Here is a 19,198-nt window from a genome sequence, read left to right on the forward strand (position 1 = left end):
GAAACAGCGCAGCGAGAGTGACTATTTTATAGAGGCAGCCGGGATGCATCAGTCGCCCACATTACGTGAATTCAGCCTCCAACTCGCTCCATCTGGCAAGAACCCGTGCGCATGATTTACACTGTATGAGGGTGTGGTTCTGCACGTTATAAGGCCTACGCAGATAGAACGTTCCGCACGTTGGGCACTCCAGTTTGCGCATCAGATTGTCTGGCATCTCAATGACGCGTTGATAGATGGTTTCGCGATGCGCTGCGAGCGATGCAATTATCTGGTAATCGCGTGTGCCTTTATTGAAGAGGCTCATTATTGTTCGCGCCAGACGATCCTTATGTTCATAATAAGCCGGATGCAGACCGAGGATTTCGCACGCCTTGATGTGAGCGTCCTCCATGACATGCCAGTCGTCTTCGCTGTAGGTGAGTTTGTCGGAAAGATTCTGGATCATCTTGGCTCCTCCTCCACCAATGGCGGGAGCCCGTACCATCTCTCAAGCGCCGGTTCGCCATTAGCAGGCCCAGCGACCGAGATATTAAGAACCTCATCTTAGATTTCGTCAATGGACGGTCGGATCCGCAGATGGAACCAAGTGGATCTGGCAGGGTTTGAGGTGTCTAGGGACGCGCTCGATGATGGACGATGAAAAGAAACAAAATCACGTACAGCAGGTTGTTCGAAGGCAATTAAGTCAGGACGACATGAGAGAGGCGTTTCGCAGCCAGTACAATGTTCGCGCGCCTAACGATCGATTCAAGAAATTGCTGGAGCGACTGGAGCAGGCGGAGATCGACCAAGCGCAGCGCTAGCACTCAGCATCCCGCAACTAAGTTTGCTCCGGCTCAACGCTACGGCGACTGAGGCGAAAATGCGGTCTTGAAGGCTTGGGCTGCAAAGACAAGGCCAGCTTTGGAACACCCTCTGCACATAGCGGACGAACTGGATAACTAGTCGGCAACGCTGGAAAGCAGCTTCCACGGCGAAGATGCGCACCCGAGCGCGGCACCTCTGAGTGCTGCGTGGTGCCCCCTAACTTCACAATGGATCGACCGAATAGTCAAAGGCGACCGTCCGTTCACATTCTTGAGGATCGCCGTGCGATGAACAATTGCGGAACTAAAGCCGTGCACGAAGGTTGATTTACAAATAGTGGAGGGCGGCCTCTCATGAGGATCATTGAAAGACGTAATAGTGCACGAGAAGACGGTGGCGGACACATCGTTGAGTTTGTCTACGAGGATGGAAAATTGTTCTCTCTGGTGCGGATTCTGTCGGCCTTGGCCAAGACGAGCTTATTCGGAAGGCAGAGCGCTTGCTTGACCAAATAGACGCTAGCGAGGCGCGAGGGGATATGCCTCCGTATGGCATCGGGGACGGACCGAATTCGCTGGGTGAGCAAACGGCCAGGGCGAAATCCTTGGGGACAGATTCCTCGAATACTCCGGATCAGCCGGAGGGGCCGGTTCCCCCGAAAAACCCGCTCCTGGACGAGCAAGATGAGAACGCCGACATTGTCGGGCTCAAGGGCGAAGGCCTTATTGAGCCTTAGGGGCAAGTTTGGCGGGGAGCAGTGTCATACGTTGGTGCAAATTAGGCAATGGATGCGCGTAAGTCGGCGCTTCCAAAAGCCTTCAGTGTCTCAAAACGCGATAATATGCTCCTTCATCGAAACCCCCATCCATTTGGGCTTGGATTAATCTGGCTCGGAGGCGCATACACGCCTATTAAGCACTTGCATCACTGCCTCCTTGTGGAGAGAGACGTGCCCACCCTGTAGGATGAGCACGAACAATGTTAAGCTGCCATTTCCTGGGCTTTTCTATTGATACCCCCTTCGGCCAGTTTGGTAAGTGCCCGATCCGTGGCAATCTCTTCTTCGAGGGTTTGAAGAAGAAGCGCCATCGCGTCTTTCAGTCCAAGCTCCGCTGCCCAGCGAGCCAACGTGCCATAGCGGGCGATTTCATAGTGCTCCACAGCCTGCGCCGATGAAACCAAACCGGCGTCTAAAGCCGGCTCGCCTTTGAATTCATCCAGAACTTCCTCGCCCTCGGCAATAATTCCTTCAATCGCATCGCATGTTTTTCCCTGGGCGCGCTTGCCGAAGATTTCAAAGACCTGTTGCAGGCGCTCGACATGCATTTCGGTTTCATCGCGGTGTTTTTCGAAGGCTGCCCTCAACTCGGAAGAAGCTGCCCCTTTAGCCATCTTCGGCAATGATTTCAGAATCTTGCGCTCGGCGTAGTAAACATCCTTCAGCGTCTCGTGGAACAATTTTTCCAATGTCTTTTCGACCATAATACGTTCCTCCATAAATCCCGGCCACTTGTGTGACGAGTGCGAAAAGAACGAACCTTCATGGCGAATGTTCCCCGACCCTAGAGAAAAAGAACTTTGCGCTTGGGCGGTCAGCGGGATGCGAAACGTGAAGCAAGTAGACGAGACTGACCAGTCCACGGATGCCGAATGGCGAGTAATGTCCCGATCCTCGCAAGCCGCGTGGATGGCAGACACCTCAGCACAAAAAACATTTCCGGCGGGGAACAAGAGGGGTTGGTCGTGGTTCGCCACCCAATAGACCTCGTCCTTCAACGCAGAGCGTTGGCGAGAAATTGGGAGACCACACATGCAGGACCATTCGAAAAATCCGTCTAAATCCAGCCCCACGGCAGATCACCCCGCCGCGCTGTCTGGGACCATTGAAACGAAGACGAGCTTTGAGGAGCTCAAGCGCAAAGCGGCTGACGACGTTGGAACGGTAAAAGAAAAGCAAAGGCACAGGTGCGTGATGCAGCTGGCAAGGCCGAAGAAATTGCATCGAAGCAAAAGAATATCGCCGCCCGTTATGCGGGCTCGATAGGCTCTGCCTTGGAAAAGGTGGGTTCCGAAATGCAGGGAGCCGATGATGCGGCCATAGGGAAGTACGCGAAGGAGCTGGGTTCCACAATCCAATCGTTCGCCAAAGATGTCGAGGACCGTAAGCTCAGCGATGTCGCAGGTATGGCCGAAGACTTTGGCCGCAAACAGCCGCTGGCATTTCTTGGCCTCGCCGCATTGGCCGGATTGGTGGCCAGTCGGGTCCTTACAGCGTCCGCTGATAGGCGCGCTCCTGCCGCGTCGAGTCCGGGCTCGACGCAAGACGGCTCCAACACGCAAAGGGAAGGACAACGCTGATGTCCGATTTTAATCAAAACAAACCACTCCCCGAGTTGATCGGGGGTCTGCTTACCGATGTGACGGGATTGGTCCGGAAGGAACTTGAACTTGCCAAGACCGAAGCTTCAGAAAGTTTATCGCGGGCTCTTGGTGGCATTGAGTTTTTAGCCATCGGCCTGGTTTTCGCGATAGGTGCGCTCGGAGTGCTGTTGAGTGCCCTGGTAGCCGGGCTGGCTGCGTTCTTGATATCGCAGGGATTCACTCAATCTGCAGGAAATGGCCTATCGGCCCTTATAGTCGCTCTCTTGGTGGGTATTACCGCTTGGGTCATGATTTCCAAGGGGATAACTGCGCTTCGGGCAAACAATTGGACATTCGAGCGCACCGCAGCCTCCATCGGCCGCGACGCCGAAGTGGTAAAGGAGAAAACGTCATGACATCATCTTCTGAAAGACAAAGCGCGGCCGAAATTCAACGCGATATTGAGGATGACCGCCGAAGGATTGAAGAGAGTATAGACGTCATTCAGGAACGGATGTCCCCAGGCCAGTTAATCGACGAAGTTCTCGGGTACCTGAAGAGCAGTGGGGGAGGCGCGTACGTCGCCAACCTTGGTAACGCGGTTAAGAACGATCCAATACCTGTCGCACTGATGGGAGTAAGTTTGGCTTGGCTCATGGCGGGGACGGGTACTGGCCGAGTTGACGACGGCAAATCGATCAGTTCATTCGACAAACGGCCTGAGCATCCTCTGGCGACAGTCGATGGAGACATCCGTTGGATGGGTCCCGCACTGGATGAGGGGGACGCACAATACATGCACTTTGCCGACAGTGCCGGCAATCGTTTCAGAGCCTTGACCAACAATGCGGGCAAACGTGCAGGCCCGTTCCTGGACGACAGCGGCAAATCCTATCGGGGATTTGCAGATGCCGCTGGCAACCGCATTGAAGCCATCAAAGACCAAGCGGGTGCCATATGGGATGATGCATCGGACTGGCTCTCTGACACGTATCAGCAGGTCAGCGATGCGGCGGCCGGAGTGGCGGACCGTGTAAGCAGCCAGGCCCGGTCTGTTGGAGACACCTCCGCTTCTGCGGGAGCCGCGATACGGGACCAGACAAAAAGGCTTAACGAAACGATCCTCACGCACTTTCGCGACCAACCCCTGGTTGGGGGTGCACTTGCCTTTGCAGTCGGTGCTGCGATTGGGGCGGCCCTGCCTCACACGGCGGCCGAGGATGCCGCCGTCGGAGAAGCAGCGCAAAACCTAAGGGATCGTGTTTCCGAAAAGGCGGAAGAAATTATCGACAAGGGCAAAGCCGCAGCATCTGACATTTATGAGCAGACCGTCGATGTTGCAGATGATGTTTACGATGCGGCCCTCGATCGGATCAAGGATTCCGGCAACGCTGGTCAGTCGTAGGATAGGTTTGCAATTTGGAGGGGGCGGTACTGCGCGTAGGATGGTTCGAGGCGTCCAGGGACGCGCTCGATGATGGACGATGAAATGAAACGAAATCACCTACAGCAGGTTGTTCGAAGGCAATTAAGTCAGGACGACATGACAGAGGCATTTCGCAGGCAGTACAATGTTTTCGCGCCTGACGATCGCTTCAAGAAATTGCTCGAGCAACTGGAGCAGGCGGAGAAAGCCCGAAAGGCCTAAAGCCGTTTGTGTGTGATGTAGATGCCTGCCTCTCTGGCAGCTGCAATAAAGGCATTCCGACAGGCCGTGCATGTAGCTTTACCCGCAACCGAATCAATACAGATGCTTTGCTTGCTGGTGTTGATCGCCGTTGCGCATCGGCGAATGACGTGCCGCCAATGCGAGAAGGTTGGGTTCTTCGTCGCCAGCGATCTGGCCAATGTAAATGGCCACGGTCGATCGTTCGACAGTTTGGGCTTCCGGTGTAAGGAATGCGATGCAGTCAATTGCGAAGTCGTGCTCTTCGAAGATGACCGCGACAGGGTCAACAAGAAGCGAATTTTGTGGCGTCCGGTGCAGATGTGAGCGGCCTATTGAGTCTCACTACCATCGGCGGATTGATCGACAATGGATACGTTCTACGGGCGTCTTGCAGCGCTTCGAAATGCCGCCATTGCGCGCGACTGGATCTTGAGGCGTCCGCTGCTAAGCTGGGCCGAGATCATGGCAGCATGCACAAAGACCTCGTTCCTTTGCTCTTCTGCTCGAAATGCGGATCGAAGAATATCGCTTTGATCCTGTCGAGCAAGGAGACCAAGGGGCGTGGGCACGCGTGATTGTGGTTGAATTGAAATGCCGATTTATCGGCCTGTCTCGGAATCTGCTGCGCCGCATCGCGCGCGTTCAGGGCTGATGGCCGAAATTCGTACTTTTTCGGCTTCTTCGAGTGCCTCGGCGATCAGAGCAGCCCATTGCCTTCCTTGCTTGTCCTTGTGCGAAGATCAGAGAGCCTATCGCAAATCACCTCAATCTGCTGTCGGTTCGTTTGATCCATTGCGCTACTCCAAACTGACGACCCGACCTCTTTACTCAACACAATTACAGATCGGGCCGCCACTGAGCATTGGGGCGTCAGCAATGTTACAATGCTCGCCGATGGTTAACGAATAGTTCGGTCGGCTCACCAAACTCCGGCATAGATCACTGAGCCGTGAGTGAGGATACTGCGCTGGCCTTCGAGACCGGTGGCGGGTTCCACTTCCCTGTCAGAGCCTCAGCCTTGGGTGCGTAGAGTCGCATTGTCAAATTGTACGGCCCTTCGGGAGCCGGCAGCCAGTTCCATTCCTTATCCTTGCCAGGGCTCTCGTGCTGGAAGTAGAGATCGAGCGAACCGTCAGCGTTATACACGAACGGCATCCAGCTGCTGACCGCAAATCGGTTGATTGAGTTGCCGACCTGGAATCCCTTGTCGTCATACAGCGTCACCGACCAGAAGGCGTGGGCGGGGGGAATTTCGGCCTTGTCGAAGTGAATTGTGTAACTGTTCTTGCCATCGAGCGGCTGGCCGGTTTCGTCGGCAAGATTGAGGGGATAGATGGCGTCTTCGGGCAGGTTGGCACCGAGACCCTGCTGCGCAATGATGGCGCGTTTCAGGTAGTAGTTTCCATACACTCCCATGGTGTCGGTGTTCATCGACCAACCGTTGGCGACCCGGGCAAGCGTTTTAAGCTTCCAGAGCATGAGCGCTTGTGCCTCCTGCGGAACGGTCGCGAGTGCCTTCTGGACAGCCGGATCCGCCTTGGACAGGTCAAAGCTCTTGCCCGGTTCGATGCCGATCCGCTTCATCCGTGCCAGGATCGGCTCGTCGGTGCTATGCGGCGGGATCACCTTCAACAGCTCGGCGGCATAGGTGAAATAGCGGTCTGCGGGCATGGTATCAACCTGAACCTTCGGTGGCGTTTTCATGTCAATCGACGTGTCGATCTTCACTTCGGCCGGCTTAGGATCCTTGCCCCATTCCGAGAGCAGCGTGATCTTGTAGCCGTCCTGAACCTTGTGAACGGCTTCATAGTCCGGCGGTCCGTCCGTTTTTGTTCGCCCGATGATCCAGACATAGGGTGTCGGTGCGTCGATCCTCTGGGTCCCTTCCGGCAGCTTGAACTCATCAAACTTCACCCGCAGGTCAGGCCGCCAGTTGGGCGGTGCGATGAGGAAGTGGCCCGTCCCGGTCCCAGTGGTTCGCCAGCCCGGGGAGGCAAACACGTCCGTCCACATGTCGAGCATGGGCAGAAGATAATAGCGTGCGCCGGTGTCAGGAGCCGAAACGACCACCGGCTCTTTCGTCAGATCGAGCCAGCCGCTCGAGTACAGCGTGTCGAAATTCGGACGTACCACCGCCTTCATATCCGCCGGCGGGAACTCGCGGATGTTGTTGAACTGATTGGCCGGACCACCAATGGCCCCCGACTTGGCCTCGACACTTGTCAGTTGCCTTCGGGTGATGTCCATCGACAGCAAGGGATAAAAATACACGTAGGCGTCCACACCTATCGCATGGGCCTCCTCCTCCGTGATCGCAGGCGGTGAGTTCTGGGCTATCGCCCCTTGCGTTAATATTGGGCCAAAAAGAACACTCAAGAAGAGTGCAGTCGCCGTCCTGTTCATGTCGTTCTCCCGTTGCTGTTCTAAGCTGTGCCTATCCTCCAATTCGCAATCAGCTTGTTGCAATCAGCTTGCCTTGAAAGCCACAATGCTAATGAAAAATTGCCAGGACTAGCGAATACAAGACTAGAAATTTGTGAAAGGGCGGGAAGTACGTTACGGTTACAAGGGCGCTATGAAACGCCAAGTGGCAAAGAAATACATCGAAGGTGCTACCGGTGTTCCCACACCTTTATTGCAGACAATACTTTAACAAGCGCCAAAGCCGGAAGCAGAAAGCTGCTCGGTATCAAGCCGAGCAACAGTCCTCCTCAAAGGAGCTGGGCCTCAGCGCGACGCCTATTGAGTGGTGGGTCAAGCGGAACATTCTTCCGCGCTGATTTGTTCCGATCATAAGGAGAAACTGATATGGGTGATCCGATACCTGCTCCGGAACAGAGCCAATACCGTTGCCTCATGAACCGCCCACACAGTTCCGGGCCCGAACCAATACCTCCGTAAAGGAGCCACCGCCGGATCATGTGGCGGATGAGTCACCTCTACCAAACCCTGACGAGATACCGGAACCGAAACATGTTTGATCGATCTGGGTGGAACAATTAAAATTTGGAAGAGACCCCGTCTGATGACTAAAGCCGATGATACGATAAAGGCTGAGCGTAAGGCCAAGGCGGCTGAAAGGATGCGTAAGTGGCGGGCCGCTAATCCGCAGAGCCCCGACCAAAAGACCAAGGCAGCAGAGAAATCTCGCAAGTGGCGGCAAGTGAATAAGCAGCGCCACAACGCTTACATGCAGGCCTGGCGTGATGCTAATCGCGATAAAGTCAATTTCTACCAAAGGGCCCGCCGACAAAAGGCCCGGGCCGCGAAAAACGCGGCAAGCTCGAGCGAGTCGTGACCAGTCGTTGACTCCGTGTGGATCAGAGCAGGGGCGTCGACGTTCCCTACTTATTGTGGATCCTCGCCCGCAACATCATTATGACTCTGCCGGGGGGAGTCCACTTGATCCAATTCCAGTCGGTCACATTTGCCGCCGGCCAGCCGAAGGTCGCGCTTCCGGCCGTTCCATGAACGTTTGTCCGGGTATGGCGGCCTGCGCGGGTCACTGATCAGCTCTATTTCCGACATGCGCAGTTGAAAACAATTTGCCTTTCGAGGTCTCCACGCGAAGGCTTTCCACGGAACGCTTCCTACGGTCATATCTGAAGCAGAGAAGCAATTGGGCGCTATCCGTTAAAGGGCGAGAGATCAAGGTCAAAGTGGGTGAAGGCGTGAGAATGTGGTTCGGATATGAGCTCTCGGAGGATGGCGTATGGGAGGCCGTCTGCTACCGCACAAACTTCGGTCGCCGTCCACCTTTGGAAGATAGCCTACGCACTGAAATGGTCAAGCGCACTGGCCCAATGAGGGCCGGTGCGCTTTTAGCGCGTCGAGTTGCTTCCCGCTTGCTTATGGCCAGCGTGATTGAGTGCCAGAGCGACCAAACGCTCGCCAGCGGTCAAATACGAGAACTTTTTATCTCAGCCAAAGATTGATACGACATTGATATAGTTTGATATTCTGTATGATTAGTTTGTAGGATGGCCTGTGTTGGAGGTCTGTAGGAATGATTGAGTACCGGCTGTTTAACACCAAGGTTGACGGCGACGTGGGGAAAATCGTGTCGAAGAAAATCCGTTGGCTGGTCACAATTTGTGTAATAGTAGCGGCCTTTTTGGGGTATGGTTTCTACAATTCTTCTGTTTTCAGATTCCGTTATCAAGTGACTGTTGAGGTCGGAACTCCTGACGGTATTAAATCTGGCGTATCAGTAGTTGAGGCCGTTTATTGGAGAAACCGTTTTGGTCATCTGTTTCTCGGCCCCGGGTTCCCTTCGACTATTTTAGGGGAGGCTTTGTTCGTCGATCTCGGCCGCGGGCAGAATTTGTTGCCAACATTGACAACGATCGAATCAAATTCACGAAAGTTGACAAGGCCAGAGTATCTTCCGTTGCGCTTGTATAATTTGCCTTGGGGGCGAACAAACGCGGTTGACGCTATGAAAGATGCCATCCAAAGGGCGAATAATAGCGGAAGCAGAATGTTAAGCTTCGATATGCTGCCTCTGTTGATTAGGTTTCGTGACATTAGGGATCCGACTTCTTTCGAAGAGCTCGATCCTAATGACTTAGCGTCGAAATATGGACCCGGATACTCACTCAAGTCTGCCACTTTAAAACCCAGCACTGATGAAATTACAGATCAGCTTGATAGGATACTGGTTTGGCTTCCCGCGTTGAAAAACAGGCGCTCGATGGGGGAACTACAGAACGTATGAACCCACTGATGATCGGATCTAATGATTTAAAGAAAGAGGAATAATAGCAATGACAGACCCGCCGTTCTTCGTGCAACGCCGTGCAAAAGGTCTGTCAAAGACTCAAGTAGCCAAAACTCTCGGAAGGCATCAGCCTTTTATTGCCAATATTGAAAGCGGCCAGACATGCGTAGTTGAAACTAATTTACCTTTCGAGGTGTCCCGGCGAAACCTTCTCGCAAGCGCGGGTTCGCCATTAAGGTCCAGCGACAAAATGATTAAAAAACTGATGTTGTGTAGCGTCAATAGTTTGTCTGCCAGCGGACATTTCAGGCTGATGGCCGCCCTGACCGCTTGACCCTGATGACGTGCGAGAACCGCCGAAACAAGTTGAGGGTGAGGCCCAACGCTGGGGGTTTGGAGAGAGGCGCTGGGCCTCGGCTGAATCCCGGGGTGAGATAATCAGCTGCCGAATATTATTCCTTTTCAGATCTCCTTGATAGTAGCCACTTAGGTTGAAGAAATAGTTCTAAACTTGCTGTTTTTCGGAAAAAAACGATCGGCTAGTGGTCAGGGCGGCGGTGGTTTTCCTTCGCTGTCTGCAGGCCGGTTTCCGCCGGGACTGCAGTTGGTCCTTGCGCGTTTCTGAACATGCAAAAATAAGGCCGATGGGGTATTGCTCACATTATGCCCATTGACCTTCGCTACCGAACAAAGCGCTCAAGCTGGTCTTGTGCGCTTTTCCTTGTGGGATTCAATGATCATGCTGGTGATGTGCGTCGGGAAAGTGGGCGTGCGAATGAGTGATTGGCTCATGCTTGTGTTTATGGCGATGCTTCACACCCGGCATCACAGGGAAATCATGGCTGTGCTGATGGTGTACGTCGTGGACGTGTTCGTGGTCATGCTCAATGGGCATATGCGCGTGCGAATGATCGTGCTGCTCGGTAAGATGCAGCCATATCCCCACCGCCATCAAAACGCCTGCGCATAGCAGGGGCAAGGTCACCGGCTCCCCCATGGCAACAGCAAGAATTGCACCGATGAACGGGGCAATCGAGAAGTACGCGCCCGTGCGCGCAGTCCCAAGATGCCTCAGTCCGATCACGAACAGCGCAAGACTTACGCCATAGGCCAAAAGCCCAACCACCATTGCTCCGGCTGTGTTCAATACCGCGGGCAATACTGCACCAACAAGCATTGCAAGTGCGAGATTAACGCAACCTGCCACAAGCCCCTTAACGGATGCGATCCACGTAGCATCTGATAACGAGACTTTACGCGTGAGATTGTTATCAATGCCCCAAGCCAGGCACGCACCGAGGACCGCCAAAGCAGGCCACAATCCGGCGAACTTCGCTTCGCCGGGCCAACTGAGGATCATTGCTCCCGCAACAATTGCTACCATCCCGAAAGCGATCCGACGGTCAAAATTTTCTTTGAAAACGAACCACGCGAGAAGTGCGGTAAATACGCCTTCGGCATTCAACAGTAGCGAAGCGCCCGAAGCAGGCATGCCGGTTAGCCCAAACATCAGAAGAACCGGGCCTATCACTCCCCCGGATATCACAGCGCCGACAAACCATGGCAATTCGGCGCGAGAGAGCGCGGCGGCGGGAGATTGATTGACAAAACGATAGATCGTAAGGCCAACGCCCGAACCCAAATATAAAAGGGCGGCAAGCATCCACGGATTAACAGATGTAAGCAGTAGTTTTGCTAGCACCAAACAGTGCTGCCGCGCCTAGCGCTGCAAACAATCCCGTTTGTGACAAGCTTTGTGGAAATCTCATTGATCAATCTCGTATTGCAGTGGCGGTTCAGGGTAGCAGTTAGGAATTATGCTGCAAACTTACTGATACTAAAGGCATCTAGTTTGGAGGGGGATCGAACCGGCTTCTTTGGAGGGACCGTCCGAAACGTACCTTCGCAACCGATCAAGCGCACTGGTCCGTTTGGGCCGGTGCGTTTCTAGCGCGCTGAGTTGCGACCGCGTCCTGCTTGATTATTTGCCCTGCGCCCTGAAGATGTCGGGACGATGGATCTCCTTGCTGCCAGCGTGCCTTCAAGGTCGGATAATGAAAATCACTGCTGTCCTCTGGGTCGCCGCATGGATCATGCTGGCGGCGACTTCGCTCACGCATGCGGAGCAAAATTGCCCGGAACTGCCCCGCTTAAATCAGCGTTTCTAAGCATGCGTGATTTACCATTCCATATGTGACGATATTGACCGGAGTACCCGGAAACAAACGAAACATATGCTCGGTGGCGGAAGCGGCCGAATGGCTCGTCATGTATTGGCCAAAAAGCTGATTGAGGCGCGCCAGGCGTGCCGTGACGCCCTGGCGGGACGAATTACCTGCACGAAGGCGCGAAGCGCCTTTATTGAAGCTGCGCGAGAAGCCGACATCTATATCGACCACAAACGCCTTTAGTTCTCGCCATCCGTCTTGTGCTCGCTGCAGTACCATTCCTGGCCGTACCGCTTTTCAAAGCCGAACGCGCCCCACGCCCTGCAGTAGGGATGCATGCAGTAATGCTCAAACAGCCCGGCTGGAGCTTTCTCCATATGTTCAGGATAGGTGGGCTTGGGCGCTTCAGATATCAGAATGGCTTCGACAAGATGGGATCTAAGTGGAAGGCAAGTGCCAACATGATCAGGATAGCGATGGCGACGCAAATCTTGCCGATGCCAAAAAGACGCGTGCCATAGACGACCCGAGGTCGGGGCGAAAGATCGGCCCATTTCGCCTTCACCTTAAACTGCTCGTTGTCGTCCTTTGAGCTCATATGAGAAGGGGCTCCTCTTCCTCGGCCTTCGGTTGTGGCAAAATGATCAGGTCGTCGTCGGGCAGGGGCCTTTGCAACTCCAGCGCCTCTTCGGCCGGCGCATTCATCCAAACGTCGATTTCTCCCGCCGTCCGTAGAATGACAGGCATGGCCTGATGGTGGATCGGCTTGACCACGGCATTCGCAAAGGTCGTCAGGAACGCGAAGATATCCGCCTGGACGGGTCCCTCCTTCTTTTTGCGAGTCCCGTACCAGGGTGTCCAGATGCCGGCGAACCAGAACAGGGGCTTTTCCTCGTTGAGGGCAAACCAGTAGAGCGGTTTTTTCTTGGTCACAAGATCTGGATCGCGCCCATACTCGGCAAAACTGGTCGCCGGCACAACGCATCGGTTGGCAGGTCCAATCCATGGCGACCAGTGCGCAGACTTTGGATTTCGAATATTGGTAATGCCGCCATCGACCGTGCCTTTGAGATATTGTGGCGGTGTCGGCATGCCCCATCGTGCTAACGCAAGCTCACGTTCGCCATCGGCGTTCTTCCTCCCGATCGGAGCATGATAATCCGGAAAGACATCCATCTGTGGCGTCAGGCGGTTGGTGAGGTCATTGATAGGCAGGAAGAGCTGCCGCATCGCTTCAAAAGTCGTGGTGGCGTTATAGAGGTTACACATTTCTGTCCTCTAACTTGTAAAAGTTTGGCTTAGCAGCGAGAAAATGATCGCCAATACGAAACACAATGATCCAAAAAACGAACGCAGAAACGCCTCCTGCTGCTACGAGGGAGGCAAAACTCGTCGGGGCCCACAGTTCGCTACCAATGAGCAACGTAGATGCTCCGGCAGCGCCCACCAGTGCCCCCACAATCATGAACGCCGTTGGTGTCTTTTTCTTTTGCTTGGAACAGACTGCGGTGACGAACGCGGCAGGCAAAAATGAAATCGCTGCGATGAACTCCGCAAATAGAGTCAAAATGAAACCAGCGGCGGGCATTTCGCCAATATTGTACCCGGAGATAGCTGCAAGCAGCGCCATGCTTGCAATCATTGATGCTGCGGCAAGACCGATCAGGAAGAACGCTACACGACCTATGAACATGAGGGTCAAGTTTTTGGATTGGTTCATATTGAAGGCCGATGATCTATTGTAAAGGTTGCACTTGAAATAACAGTAATTCAATCCTCGTCTTAAAGGCGAGACCTATCTGAGTGGAGGGCGGATATGCTTGAGCAGGAGACGATGAAATGTTGGAAAAAGATGCTCATCGTCTCTGCGGTCTATCTTATAGTCGGAGTCATTTTAACGCGCAGTTTCATTTGTCCGGTGGCTTTCTTGCCGGCGCCCTGAGTGGCTTTTTTATCAACTACTCTCATCCCGGGTGGCATTTCATCTCCCTTCTTCTGTTTTCGGTGATCGTGGATTGGAGGCGCATTGTCTAATATCTGGAGTAATGAGGATTGGTTCGAAAAATACGAAAATGACCTTGATATGAAAATGCGGCTGATGACCATCGCACATATCATGCTTCAAGCGACCTTGGTAATTGGCGGTGTGTTCTTGCTTGCAGTTCTCGATATATCCGTTGCCTGGTTCAGCAAATAGGACAGACCTCTTTTCGTCATTCACCAAAAGGAGCCTGAGGCATCGTTGCCCTTGACGTTATGGGAATATTGGAGCTGCCCCCCCGCTCGATAACGGCCAATTTAGCTAGCCACTGCTTCATTCCACCCAATGCAAAGGGTTTGATGGATCGAACTCCTCGATCTCGTAAGTACCTATCGGGCCGAGTATCGCGGCGACCCGGGTTACGACGTCCCGATGTATGTGGAAGAAAGCGTAATAGTACGGATCGGCGACGCGTTTGATGTATTCTTCCGGCAGGTTTCTTGCATAGTCGTGATAAAACTCAAGCGATTTAGCAGTGGAATTGACCTCGCGAATATTTTGGGACGTTCGCTCGTCGTTGTTTCGATACGGATGCCGCATAACAAAATGCATCCGCTCAATTGCGTCGGGATATCGTTCGAGGTGAATTCTCAGAAACTCGTTCACCTGATCATCGGTAAAGTATTTTCCCACGTTTGAAGCTCCGGTCACCGGTACACTGTAGCGCCAAGAAGGTAGATTAACGCTAGCAAGACGATCCCCACGATTACAGCGATGACCTTCAACAACCCTTTGAGTAATGCCCAATCTTGTTTGTCCATTGGAGCGCAATAACCGCCATCAGCTAAGACGCTGTTCATAGGTTTGCACATCGACCACTGAGTATGGCGCTATATGTGGACTACCGACAAATCCATATTTTCCACTTGGGCTGGTAGGTTCCCCAAAAATGGCACCAAGAAAGGCGAAGATTGCCAGCACTATTATCCCGACGATAATAATCGGGATTGCTATCAATATTTTTTTCAAAAGTTTCCAATCGCCTGAGTCCATTGGAGCAGAATAGCCGCCGCCAGCTAAGAAGCTGTTCACAGGTTTTCTAAAATCTTAAACGACTGTTTCAACAGCGCATCGTTCATAGCGCGTTTACTCGTCTCTGCTATCTGAGAGTCACAACCTGAAGGTGATGGATGGACAGGCTTAATCTTATTTGGAATGAGTTAACACTCGGACCGGTAAGCGTGTTTTCGGTCCTGTCGCTTTTAGGTGTCGCTGTTCTCGTCATATCGGGCCTGTCGCAACGTCAGTTTTAAATGGGCCGTCCTGATGGCCCTGGTGATCGCCTTGATACGAATACCGCTCACTCGATACAAACAAGAGTTGCTTGGCATTCACGATGACGGGTTAGTCGCGTTTAATGCATTCATGACATTCTTCGTTATGGCCGCTGGCTTTGCCATTTTCCGATGGTTTCACAAGCGGACCGTGGCTTAAATCTTCCCGGCGTTCTTGGTGCGAAAAAGGTCCGTTCCGAAAATAGCCACTTCGCTGGCGGAGGATCATCGTCCGCAAGCGTGTCCGAGGTGAATTTATTCTTGACGCTCTGGGAATATGTTCTCATTCTGTTCGCATGACAAGAACTATGCAGACACTAGGGCAGGCGGCTCGCCAAGGCATGCTGGTGCGGGTGACGTGCCGGAGATGCGAGAAGGTTGGCTTCTTCGTCGCCAGCGATCTGGCCAATGTAAATGGCCACGGCCGAACCTTTGAGAGTTTGAGGTTTCGCTGCAAAGAATGCGATGTGGTCGATTGCGAAGCCGTCGCCTTTGAAGATGACCGTGACCGGGTCAACAAGAAGCGGATTGTCTGGCGTCCGGCACAGATGTAGCCATGTCCATTTCCCTCAATACAGTTGGTGCGTTGATCGACAACGCACACAATCTGCGCGCCTATTGCTGCTCATGCCATCATTGCGTGAAACTGGATCTGGAAGCCCTTGCCCTCCAACTTGGCCGGGGTCACGGCACCATGCATGACGATTTGGTGCCTAAGCTTAAATGCTCGCTTTGCGGCTCAAGGGATGTCGGCCTGATTCTATCTACTAAGGAGACGGAAGGGGTGGGGCAAGTGTAAAAACGTTCCAATTTCTCATTGTTAGTTGGAACACGTTGATGTCACGCGGGAACGCTAACCGGGACGAGCACGTTGCAAAAAGGTGGTCGCGTTGGTTCGCCCCTTGATTTCCGTTGGTCGCCTAGCTCGGGCAGTTTTGGAAACCTCGTGCGCTCAGCACCACTATTGGCTTTTCCTCTATTCCCCTGCGATGTTGCGCTGATTGTTCACAAGACCGCTTAGTGCCCACCCAACACCAGAGTCTGGACGGGCAGCATCAGCGCCTGAATTCGAAGAATCATCGCATGCACGATCGCTACCGCATCCACGACGTGCAGGAAGAGCCAACGTGACGTGCTGATGTCTTTCGCCGCGAGCGCATCGTGGTTGTTGGTATACGCGTTTGCAATGCAACTACTGCCCGGCGGTAGGCCTGCCTGCTGCCCCGAATAGAGCGGCTCGAGGAACACGGTGAGCGTTCCCCCCTGCGCAATCTGTCTTACATCGACAAGCTGGTCTGTCGGCCGCAATTGTCCAGCGGCGATAACATCCTGTACTTCAGTGACGACCATGGGAATGATCGTAAATGGCTTGCCGATGCACGTGGCCTCGGCAATCATCCCCTTTTTCATCACCTGCGCCCCGACCTGACCAAAACCGGCAATTAGGGCTACCCGTCCGGCTTCTTCGGGAACGAGGATCCCTGCGGGCCGGATCATCGTGTTGACCACGTCGCCGGGCCGAAGCGTGAACTGCTGGACGGTTCCAGCGACGCCGGCCCGAACCAGGGTCTTATCCAGCTCGACTTGTGCCTGCGCGAGCGCTGCCTCTGCACTCGCCTTCTGAGCAGGCAGGAGCGATTCCAGCTTTGTCTCGATCGTCCGCTTGTTTGCAACAGAGGCATCAAGCGCACCTTTCCGGCCGTCCGCGACGACTTGCAAGCGCTCAACCTCGCGGACCGAAACGTCCGCCTTGCGCCGCAGAAGCTCTTGCCTCGTCGCCAACTCGTCCAAAGCTTGCTGGTATGCGCCCTGCGCCTGCTGAATGAGACCGTCCGCCGCGGCCAGTTCTGTCTGCGCCACCGTCGTCTCGGCGACGATCTCAGCTATGCGGCGTTGCGCCGTCTCCCGCGCTGCCTCCTGTTCGGAGCTGTCGAGTCGGAATAGAGGGTCTCCGGCTTGAACCTTCGCATTGACGCCAACGCCAACAAACACTTCGGCAACGCGGCCGGTGGTTTCCGGAAGGATCGTCACGGTACGGAATACCGCGGTGACATTCTTCGTCGACGGATGATAGTAGAAAATCAGGGTGATCAACGCAACGGTCAGCAGCAAGCATGCGGTGATACCCCAGCGTAGCTCGTACCACACGGTGTAAAGCGTGATCTCCCGACCGAGACGCTTGCCTTGCGCGTAGCGGCGGAAGAGATAATCGGGAAAGATCGTGAGCATTGAACAGAGAAGCAGCTCCAACATAATCTAGACACTCTCACGCACAATCTTGATTTTCGGCTCAGGCTCGGGCTCGGGTGCGACTGTTGCCTCTTCGGCGGTATCGCGCCCCGACAGTTTCTCCAGCGACTGTGCAATTGAACCCATTGGCGTCGAAAAATCCGGCAGATCAATCAGCGCCAACAACAGGCCGGCGATCCAAAAGATATGGTTGTGGGTAAACAGGGAGATCAGCGCCAGGACGGCCACAATCTCCATTTGCACTTTTTTGCCGCGATGCGCCATTCGTTCGGGAAGAGCATGGATTTGAAAGTAGAGATTACCAATCATAAGAACGGCGGCCAAAAGGACCACGGCGACCACGGTGAACAGCCAATCGCTTTGGCCGGGAGCAGTGATGAAGACCGGTAAGTGCTCAATCGCTGCCGGATGTAAAGTGTCAGCCATGTCGCGTATTCTCCCGGAATGCATGCCGCGACTAAGTTTCAGGATCACTCCTTGCACACGAATATGCATCTCGTCGGCATTAGAGGAAAGTACGTAACAGTAACTAACACGGCATCCCTTCGTCGAGAGGTCGAGATTGAAATGAGTAAAGGCGTGAGAATGTGGTTCGGATATACGCTCTCGGAGGATGGTGTTTGGGAGGCCGTCTGCTACCGCACAAACTTCGGCAATCCACCTTTGGAAAATAGCCTACGCACTGAAATGGTCGAGGTGCCGGCCGATTGCATAGGCGCCGACGGCGAGCCCATTTTCGCAAAGCTACGTGATCGGTTTCCTCTGGAGGTTGAGGAGTAACGACGACGGGAGCCCGCGTCATATCGATCTGTGCAGAGTATGGCATATCGTTGGCGGCCGGCTTATCAAGGCATCCGTCAGACGCTGGCAGTTGTGACCATGGAACGGATAGTAAGAAAAGGGATGGCGCGGACTATCGGCCTGCCACGCCGGAACTTAACCCGGGGACGTCATCTTTTTTAGCCACTTCCAATTCGCGTACTTGTCGCCTGTCTGCCGCAGGTGGGTGTAACGCTTCAAGCTGGTCCACGAACGATGTCCGGACACTGCAGCTGCATGCGGAATGTTCAATCCCATTTCGAACAGCCGGGAAACGCCCTCGTGCCGCAAATCATGGAAGTGCAGATCCTCAATTCCTAACAATGGCCCTGCGCGCGTGAACGATGCGCTGATCGCATCGGGGCTATATGGGAATATCTCCGTACTGCCGCGATCCATGGTCTGGATCACTTGCAGTGCCTCCGCAGGAAGGTCGCACCAGACATGGTTGCCGATCTTTTCGCCTGGGTTCTTCATATCGCGCACGAGAATGCGTTTTCCTTCCTCATCCAAATCCGACCAGGCAATCCGCGTGATCTCTTCGAGCCGGCGGGTCGAGAAGATTGCGAAGGCTATGATCTTCGTCATCGGAGCAGAATCCGGCCTGCGCTTTGTCCGGAGGTCGAAATGTTCCATGAACTTGTCGAGTTCTCCAAGGGTAGGGCGGCGGGACCGTGCCTGGCTCTTGCTCGTGACACCCAGTCGGTTCGTGACCGCTTGCGCGTCCTTCATTGCCTGTTGGCTGAGCGGGTAATTCCATGCCGGGCGTGCGATGGCAAAAACCGACGCCAGATGCGAAATGTAGTTTCCGACTGTCTGGGGAAGACAATACTTCAAGAGCAGCTGTGCGAACTCGACAATGGCGGCACTGTCGATCTGTTCGCACGTTAACTTTGCTATGTCGTAAGTTCTGACAGAGGCGAGAACCTGCTTTTTGGTCTTGCCGAAATCTTTGGTCGATTCCCTGATATAGCGGTCAATGACATCGTCGAGAGTGACACCAGATGTTTTTGCTCTTTCGACCGCGCCCGGCACCGCAAGAATGCTCAATTGTGAGGTGAATATTGTGCAGACCACCATGCACAA

Annotated in this window: 23 protein-coding genes and 1 pseudogene; 11 read left to right on the plus strand and 13 right to left on the minus strand. The window is 53.9% G+C overall.

What is annotated here, in order from left to right; translation table 11 throughout:
- Window positions 1–61 precede the first annotated feature (61 nt).
- Complete coding sequence (locus CU103_RS22545) at window positions 62–448, minus strand: hypothetical protein (protein ID WP_106666271.1); 387 nt, start codon at window positions 446–448, stop codon at window positions 62–64.
- A gap of 181 nt (window positions 449–629) precedes the next feature.
- On the opposite strand from CU103_RS22545, the gene CU103_RS31540 reads away from it, so the two are divergent.
- Window positions 630–806 carry a hypothetical protein gene (locus CU103_RS31540; protein WP_170117106.1) on the plus strand — a complete coding sequence of 59 codons (177 nt, stop codon included), beginning with the start codon at window positions 630–632 and terminating at the stop codon, window positions 804–806.
- A 34-nt stretch (window positions 807–840) separates the two neighbouring features.
- Window positions 841–948: pseudogene (locus CU103_RS32200) on the plus strand (DUF4142 domain-containing protein); the annotation flags it as partial.
- Window positions 949–1,791: 843 nt separating this feature from the next.
- Here CU103_RS32200 and CU103_RS22560 read toward each other — a convergent pair.
- Entirely contained in the window at window positions 1,792–2,292 is a 501-nt protein-coding gene (locus CU103_RS22560; protein ID WP_106666273.1) for a YciE/YciF ferroxidase family protein, read from the minus strand.
- Window positions 2,293–2,775: 483 nt separating this feature from the next.
- Here CU103_RS22560 and CU103_RS22570 point away from each other — a divergent pair, with 483 nt between their 5' ends.
- The 4 genes from CU103_RS22570 to CU103_RS31545 all read left to right on the plus strand — a co-directional run bounded on the left by CU103_RS22570 (window position 2,776) and on the right by CU103_RS31545 (window position 4,819).
- Window positions 2,776–3,168 (plus strand): hypothetical protein, encoded by a 393-nt coding sequence (locus tag CU103_RS22570; RefSeq protein WP_106666275.1) that lies wholly within the window; start codon window positions 2,776–2,778, stop codon window positions 3,166–3,168.
- Window positions 3,168–3,587 (plus strand): phage holin family protein, encoded by a 420-nt coding sequence (locus tag CU103_RS22575; RefSeq protein ID WP_106666276.1) that lies wholly within the window; start codon window positions 3,168–3,170, stop codon window positions 3,585–3,587. The genes CU103_RS22570 and CU103_RS22575 overlap by 1 nt, the downstream gene beginning before the upstream one ends.
- A complete protein-coding gene (locus tag CU103_RS22580; protein ID WP_106666277.1) occupies window positions 3,584–4,576 on the plus strand; it encodes a DUF3618 domain-containing protein in 993 nt (330 codons plus the stop codon). The genes CU103_RS22575 and CU103_RS22580 overlap by 4 nt, the downstream gene beginning before the upstream one ends.
- 69 nt (window positions 4,577–4,645) lie before the next feature.
- Window positions 4,646–4,819 (plus strand): hypothetical protein, encoded by a 174-nt coding sequence (locus CU103_RS31545; RefSeq protein WP_170117107.1) that lies wholly within the window; start codon window positions 4,646–4,648, stop codon window positions 4,817–4,819.
- A 960-nt stretch (window positions 4,820–5,779) separates the two neighbouring features.
- On the opposite strand, the gene CU103_RS22590 is transcribed toward CU103_RS31545, so the two are convergent.
- Complete coding sequence (locus tag CU103_RS22590) at window positions 5,780–7,243, minus strand: DUF1254 domain-containing protein (RefSeq protein WP_106666279.1); 1,464 nt, start codon at window positions 7,241–7,243, stop codon at window positions 5,780–5,782.
- Window positions 7,244–7,865: 622 nt separating this feature from the next.
- Between CU103_RS22590 and CU103_RS22595 the strand changes: the two genes are divergently transcribed.
- From CU103_RS22595 to CU103_RS31805, 3 genes are all read left to right on the plus strand, one after another.
- Window positions 7,866–8,138: a hypothetical protein gene (locus CU103_RS22595; RefSeq protein WP_106666280.1), complete on the plus strand. Its 273-nt coding sequence runs from the start codon at window positions 7,866–7,868 to the stop codon at window positions 8,136–8,138.
- Between the two features lie 708 nt (window positions 8,139–8,846).
- Window positions 8,847–9,557 carry a hypothetical protein gene (locus tag CU103_RS22605; protein ID WP_106666282.1) on the plus strand — a complete coding sequence of 237 codons (711 nt, stop codon included), beginning with the start codon at window positions 8,847–8,849 and terminating at the stop codon, window positions 9,555–9,557.
- Between the two features lie 49 nt (window positions 9,558–9,606).
- On the plus strand, window positions 9,607–9,894 hold the full coding sequence (locus tag CU103_RS31805; RefSeq protein ID WP_106666283.1) for a helix-turn-helix domain-containing protein: 288 nt from the start codon (window positions 9,607–9,609) through the stop codon (window positions 9,892–9,894).
- A gap of 396 nt (window positions 9,895–10,290) precedes the next feature.
- Here the strand turns inward: CU103_RS31805 and CU103_RS22615 are convergent, their stop codons facing one another.
- The 5 genes from CU103_RS22615 to CU103_RS22635 all read right to left on the minus strand — a co-directional run bounded on the left by CU103_RS22615 (window position 10,291) and on the right by CU103_RS22635 (window position 13,448).
- The gene (locus CU103_RS22615; RefSeq protein ID WP_106666284.1) at window positions 10,291–11,223 is read right to left on the minus strand and encodes a DMT family transporter; all 933 of its coding nucleotides are present in this window, start codon (window positions 11,221–11,223) and stop codon (window positions 10,291–10,293) included.
- A gap of 487 nt (window positions 11,224–11,710) precedes the next feature.
- Window positions 11,711–12,007: a hypothetical protein gene (locus tag CU103_RS32205; RefSeq protein WP_245448949.1), complete on the minus strand. Its 297-nt coding sequence runs from the start codon at window positions 12,005–12,007 to the stop codon at window positions 11,711–11,713.
- Window positions 12,008–12,140: 133 nt separating this feature from the next.
- Window positions 12,141–12,326 carry a hypothetical protein gene (locus CU103_RS22625; protein WP_106666286.1) on the minus strand — a complete coding sequence of 62 codons (186 nt, stop codon included), beginning with the start codon at window positions 12,324–12,326 and terminating at the stop codon, window positions 12,141–12,143.
- Complete coding sequence (locus CU103_RS22630) at window positions 12,323–12,997, minus strand: SOS response-associated peptidase (RefSeq protein WP_106666287.1); 675 nt, start codon at window positions 12,995–12,997, stop codon at window positions 12,323–12,325. Before CU103_RS22630 ends, CU103_RS22625 begins: the two co-directional genes overlap by 4 nt.
- On the minus strand, window positions 12,990–13,448 hold the full coding sequence (locus CU103_RS22635; RefSeq protein ID WP_106666288.1) for a hypothetical protein: 459 nt from the start codon (window positions 13,446–13,448) through the stop codon (window positions 12,990–12,992). The genes CU103_RS22630 and CU103_RS22635 overlap by 8 nt, the downstream gene beginning before the upstream one ends.
- 306 nt (window positions 13,449–13,754) lie before the next feature.
- Here CU103_RS22635 and CU103_RS31550 point away from each other — a divergent pair, with 306 nt between their 5' ends.
- Window positions 13,755–13,925 (plus strand): hypothetical protein, encoded by a 171-nt coding sequence (locus tag CU103_RS31550; RefSeq protein WP_170117109.1) that lies wholly within the window; start codon window positions 13,755–13,757, stop codon window positions 13,923–13,925.
- Between the two features lie 117 nt (window positions 13,926–14,042).
- Here CU103_RS31550 and CU103_RS22640 read toward each other — a convergent pair whose 3' ends face one another.
- Complete coding sequence (locus tag CU103_RS22640; RefSeq protein ID WP_146147842.1) at window positions 14,043–14,516, minus strand: hypothetical protein; 474 nt, start codon at window positions 14,514–14,516, stop codon at window positions 14,043–14,045.
- A 33-nt stretch (window positions 14,517–14,549) separates the two neighbouring features.
- Window positions 14,550–14,801 (minus strand): hypothetical protein, encoded by a 252-nt coding sequence (locus tag CU103_RS31160; RefSeq protein ID WP_146147843.1) that lies wholly within the window; start codon window positions 14,799–14,801, stop codon window positions 14,550–14,552.
- A gap of 550 nt (window positions 14,802–15,351) precedes the next feature.
- Here CU103_RS31160 and CU103_RS22645 point away from each other — a divergent pair.
- A complete protein-coding gene (locus CU103_RS22645) occupies window positions 15,352–15,597 on the plus strand; it encodes a hypothetical protein (protein WP_106666290.1) in 246 nt (81 codons plus the stop codon).
- Window positions 15,598–16,060: 463 nt separating this feature from the next.
- On the opposite strand, the gene CU103_RS22650 is transcribed toward CU103_RS22645, so the two are convergent.
- The 3 genes from CU103_RS22650 to CU103_RS22665 form a co-directional block, all read right to left on the minus strand.
- Window positions 16,061–17,296, minus strand: coding sequence for an HlyD family secretion protein (locus tag CU103_RS22650; protein WP_106666291.1), 1,236 nt, complete (start codon window positions 17,294–17,296; stop codon window positions 16,061–16,063).
- A 3-nt stretch (window positions 17,297–17,299) separates the two neighbouring features.
- Window positions 17,300–17,719, minus strand: a complete 420-nt coding sequence (locus CU103_RS22655) for a hypothetical protein (protein ID WP_106666292.1) — start codon at window positions 17,717–17,719, stop codon at window positions 17,300–17,302.
- A gap of 510 nt (window positions 17,720–18,229) precedes the next feature.
- Entirely contained in the window at window positions 18,230–19,192 is a 963-nt protein-coding gene (locus CU103_RS22665) for a site-specific integrase (protein ID WP_106666294.1), read from the minus strand.
- Window positions 19,193–19,198: the final 6 nt, after the last annotated feature.

The organism is Phyllobacterium sophorae (assembly GCF_003010965.1).
Taxonomy (GTDB): Bacteria; Pseudomonadota; Alphaproteobacteria; order Rhizobiales; family Rhizobiaceae; genus Phyllobacterium; species Phyllobacterium sophorae.

Excerpts from the sequence above, each read along its gene's own strand:
- CU103_RS22650 (WP_106666291.1), bottom strand. The coding sequence starts at position 17,296 with ATGTTGGAGCTGCTTCTCTGTTCAATGCTCACGATCTTTCCCGATTAT.
- CU103_RS31545 (WP_170117107.1), top strand. The coding sequence starts at position 4,646 with ATGATGGACGATGAAATGAAACGAAATCACCTACAGCAGGTTGTTCGA.
- CU103_RS22630 (WP_106666287.1), bottom strand. The coding sequence starts at position 12,997 with ATGTGTAACCTCTATAACGCCACCACGACTTTTGAAGCGATGCGGCAG.
- CU103_RS22625 (WP_106666286.1), bottom strand. The coding sequence starts at position 12,326 with ATGAGCTCAAAGGACGACAACGAGCAGTTTAAGGTGAAGGCGAAATGG.
- CU103_RS32205 (WP_245448949.1), bottom strand. The coding sequence starts at position 12,007 with ATGGTACTGCAGCGAGCACAAGACGGATGGCGAGAACTAAAGGCGTTT.
- CU103_RS22605 (WP_106666282.1), top strand. The coding sequence starts at position 8,847 with ATGATTGAGTACCGGCTGTTTAACACCAAGGTTGACGGCGACGTGGGG.
- CU103_RS22560 (WP_106666273.1), bottom strand. The coding sequence starts at position 2,292 with ATGGTCGAAAAGACATTGGAAAAATTGTTCCACGAGACGCTGAAGGAT.
- CU103_RS22580 (WP_106666277.1), top strand. The coding sequence starts at position 3,584 with ATGACATCATCTTCTGAAAGACAAAGCGCGGCCGAAATTCAACGCGAT.
- CU103_RS31805 (WP_106666283.1), top strand. The coding sequence starts at position 9,607 with ATGACAGACCCGCCGTTCTTCGTGCAACGCCGTGCAAAAGGTCTGTCA.
- CU103_RS22665 (WP_106666294.1), bottom strand. The coding sequence starts at position 19,192 with ATGGTGGTCTGCACAATATTCACCTCACAATTGAGCATTCTTGCGGTG.
- CU103_RS22645 (WP_106666290.1), top strand. The coding sequence starts at position 15,352 with ATGCAGACACTAGGGCAGGCGGCTCGCCAAGGCATGCTGGTGCGGGTG.
- CU103_RS22595 (WP_106666280.1), top strand. The coding sequence starts at position 7,866 with ATGACTAAAGCCGATGATACGATAAAGGCTGAGCGTAAGGCCAAGGCG.
- CU103_RS22575 (WP_106666276.1), top strand. The coding sequence starts at position 3,168 with ATGTCCGATTTTAATCAAAACAAACCACTCCCCGAGTTGATCGGGGGT.
- CU103_RS22635 (WP_106666288.1), bottom strand. The coding sequence starts at position 13,448 with ATGAACCAATCCAAAAACTTGACCCTCATGTTCATAGGTCGTGTAGCG.
- CU103_RS22655 (WP_106666292.1), bottom strand. The coding sequence starts at position 17,719 with ATGGCTGACACTTTACATCCGGCAGCGATTGAGCACTTACCGGTCTTC.
- CU103_RS22545 (WP_106666271.1), bottom strand. The coding sequence starts at position 448 with ATGATCCAGAATCTTTCCGACAAACTCACCTACAGCGAAGACGACTGG.
- CU103_RS22615 (WP_106666284.1), bottom strand. The coding sequence starts at position 11,223 with ATGCTTGCCGCCCTTTTATATTTGGGTTCGGGCGTTGGCCTTACGATC.
- CU103_RS31540 (WP_170117106.1), top strand. The coding sequence starts at position 630 with ATGATGGACGATGAAAAGAAACAAAATCACGTACAGCAGGTTGTTCGA.
- CU103_RS22590 (WP_106666279.1), bottom strand. The coding sequence starts at position 7,243 with ATGAACAGGACGGCGACTGCACTCTTCTTGAGTGTTCTTTTTGGCCCA.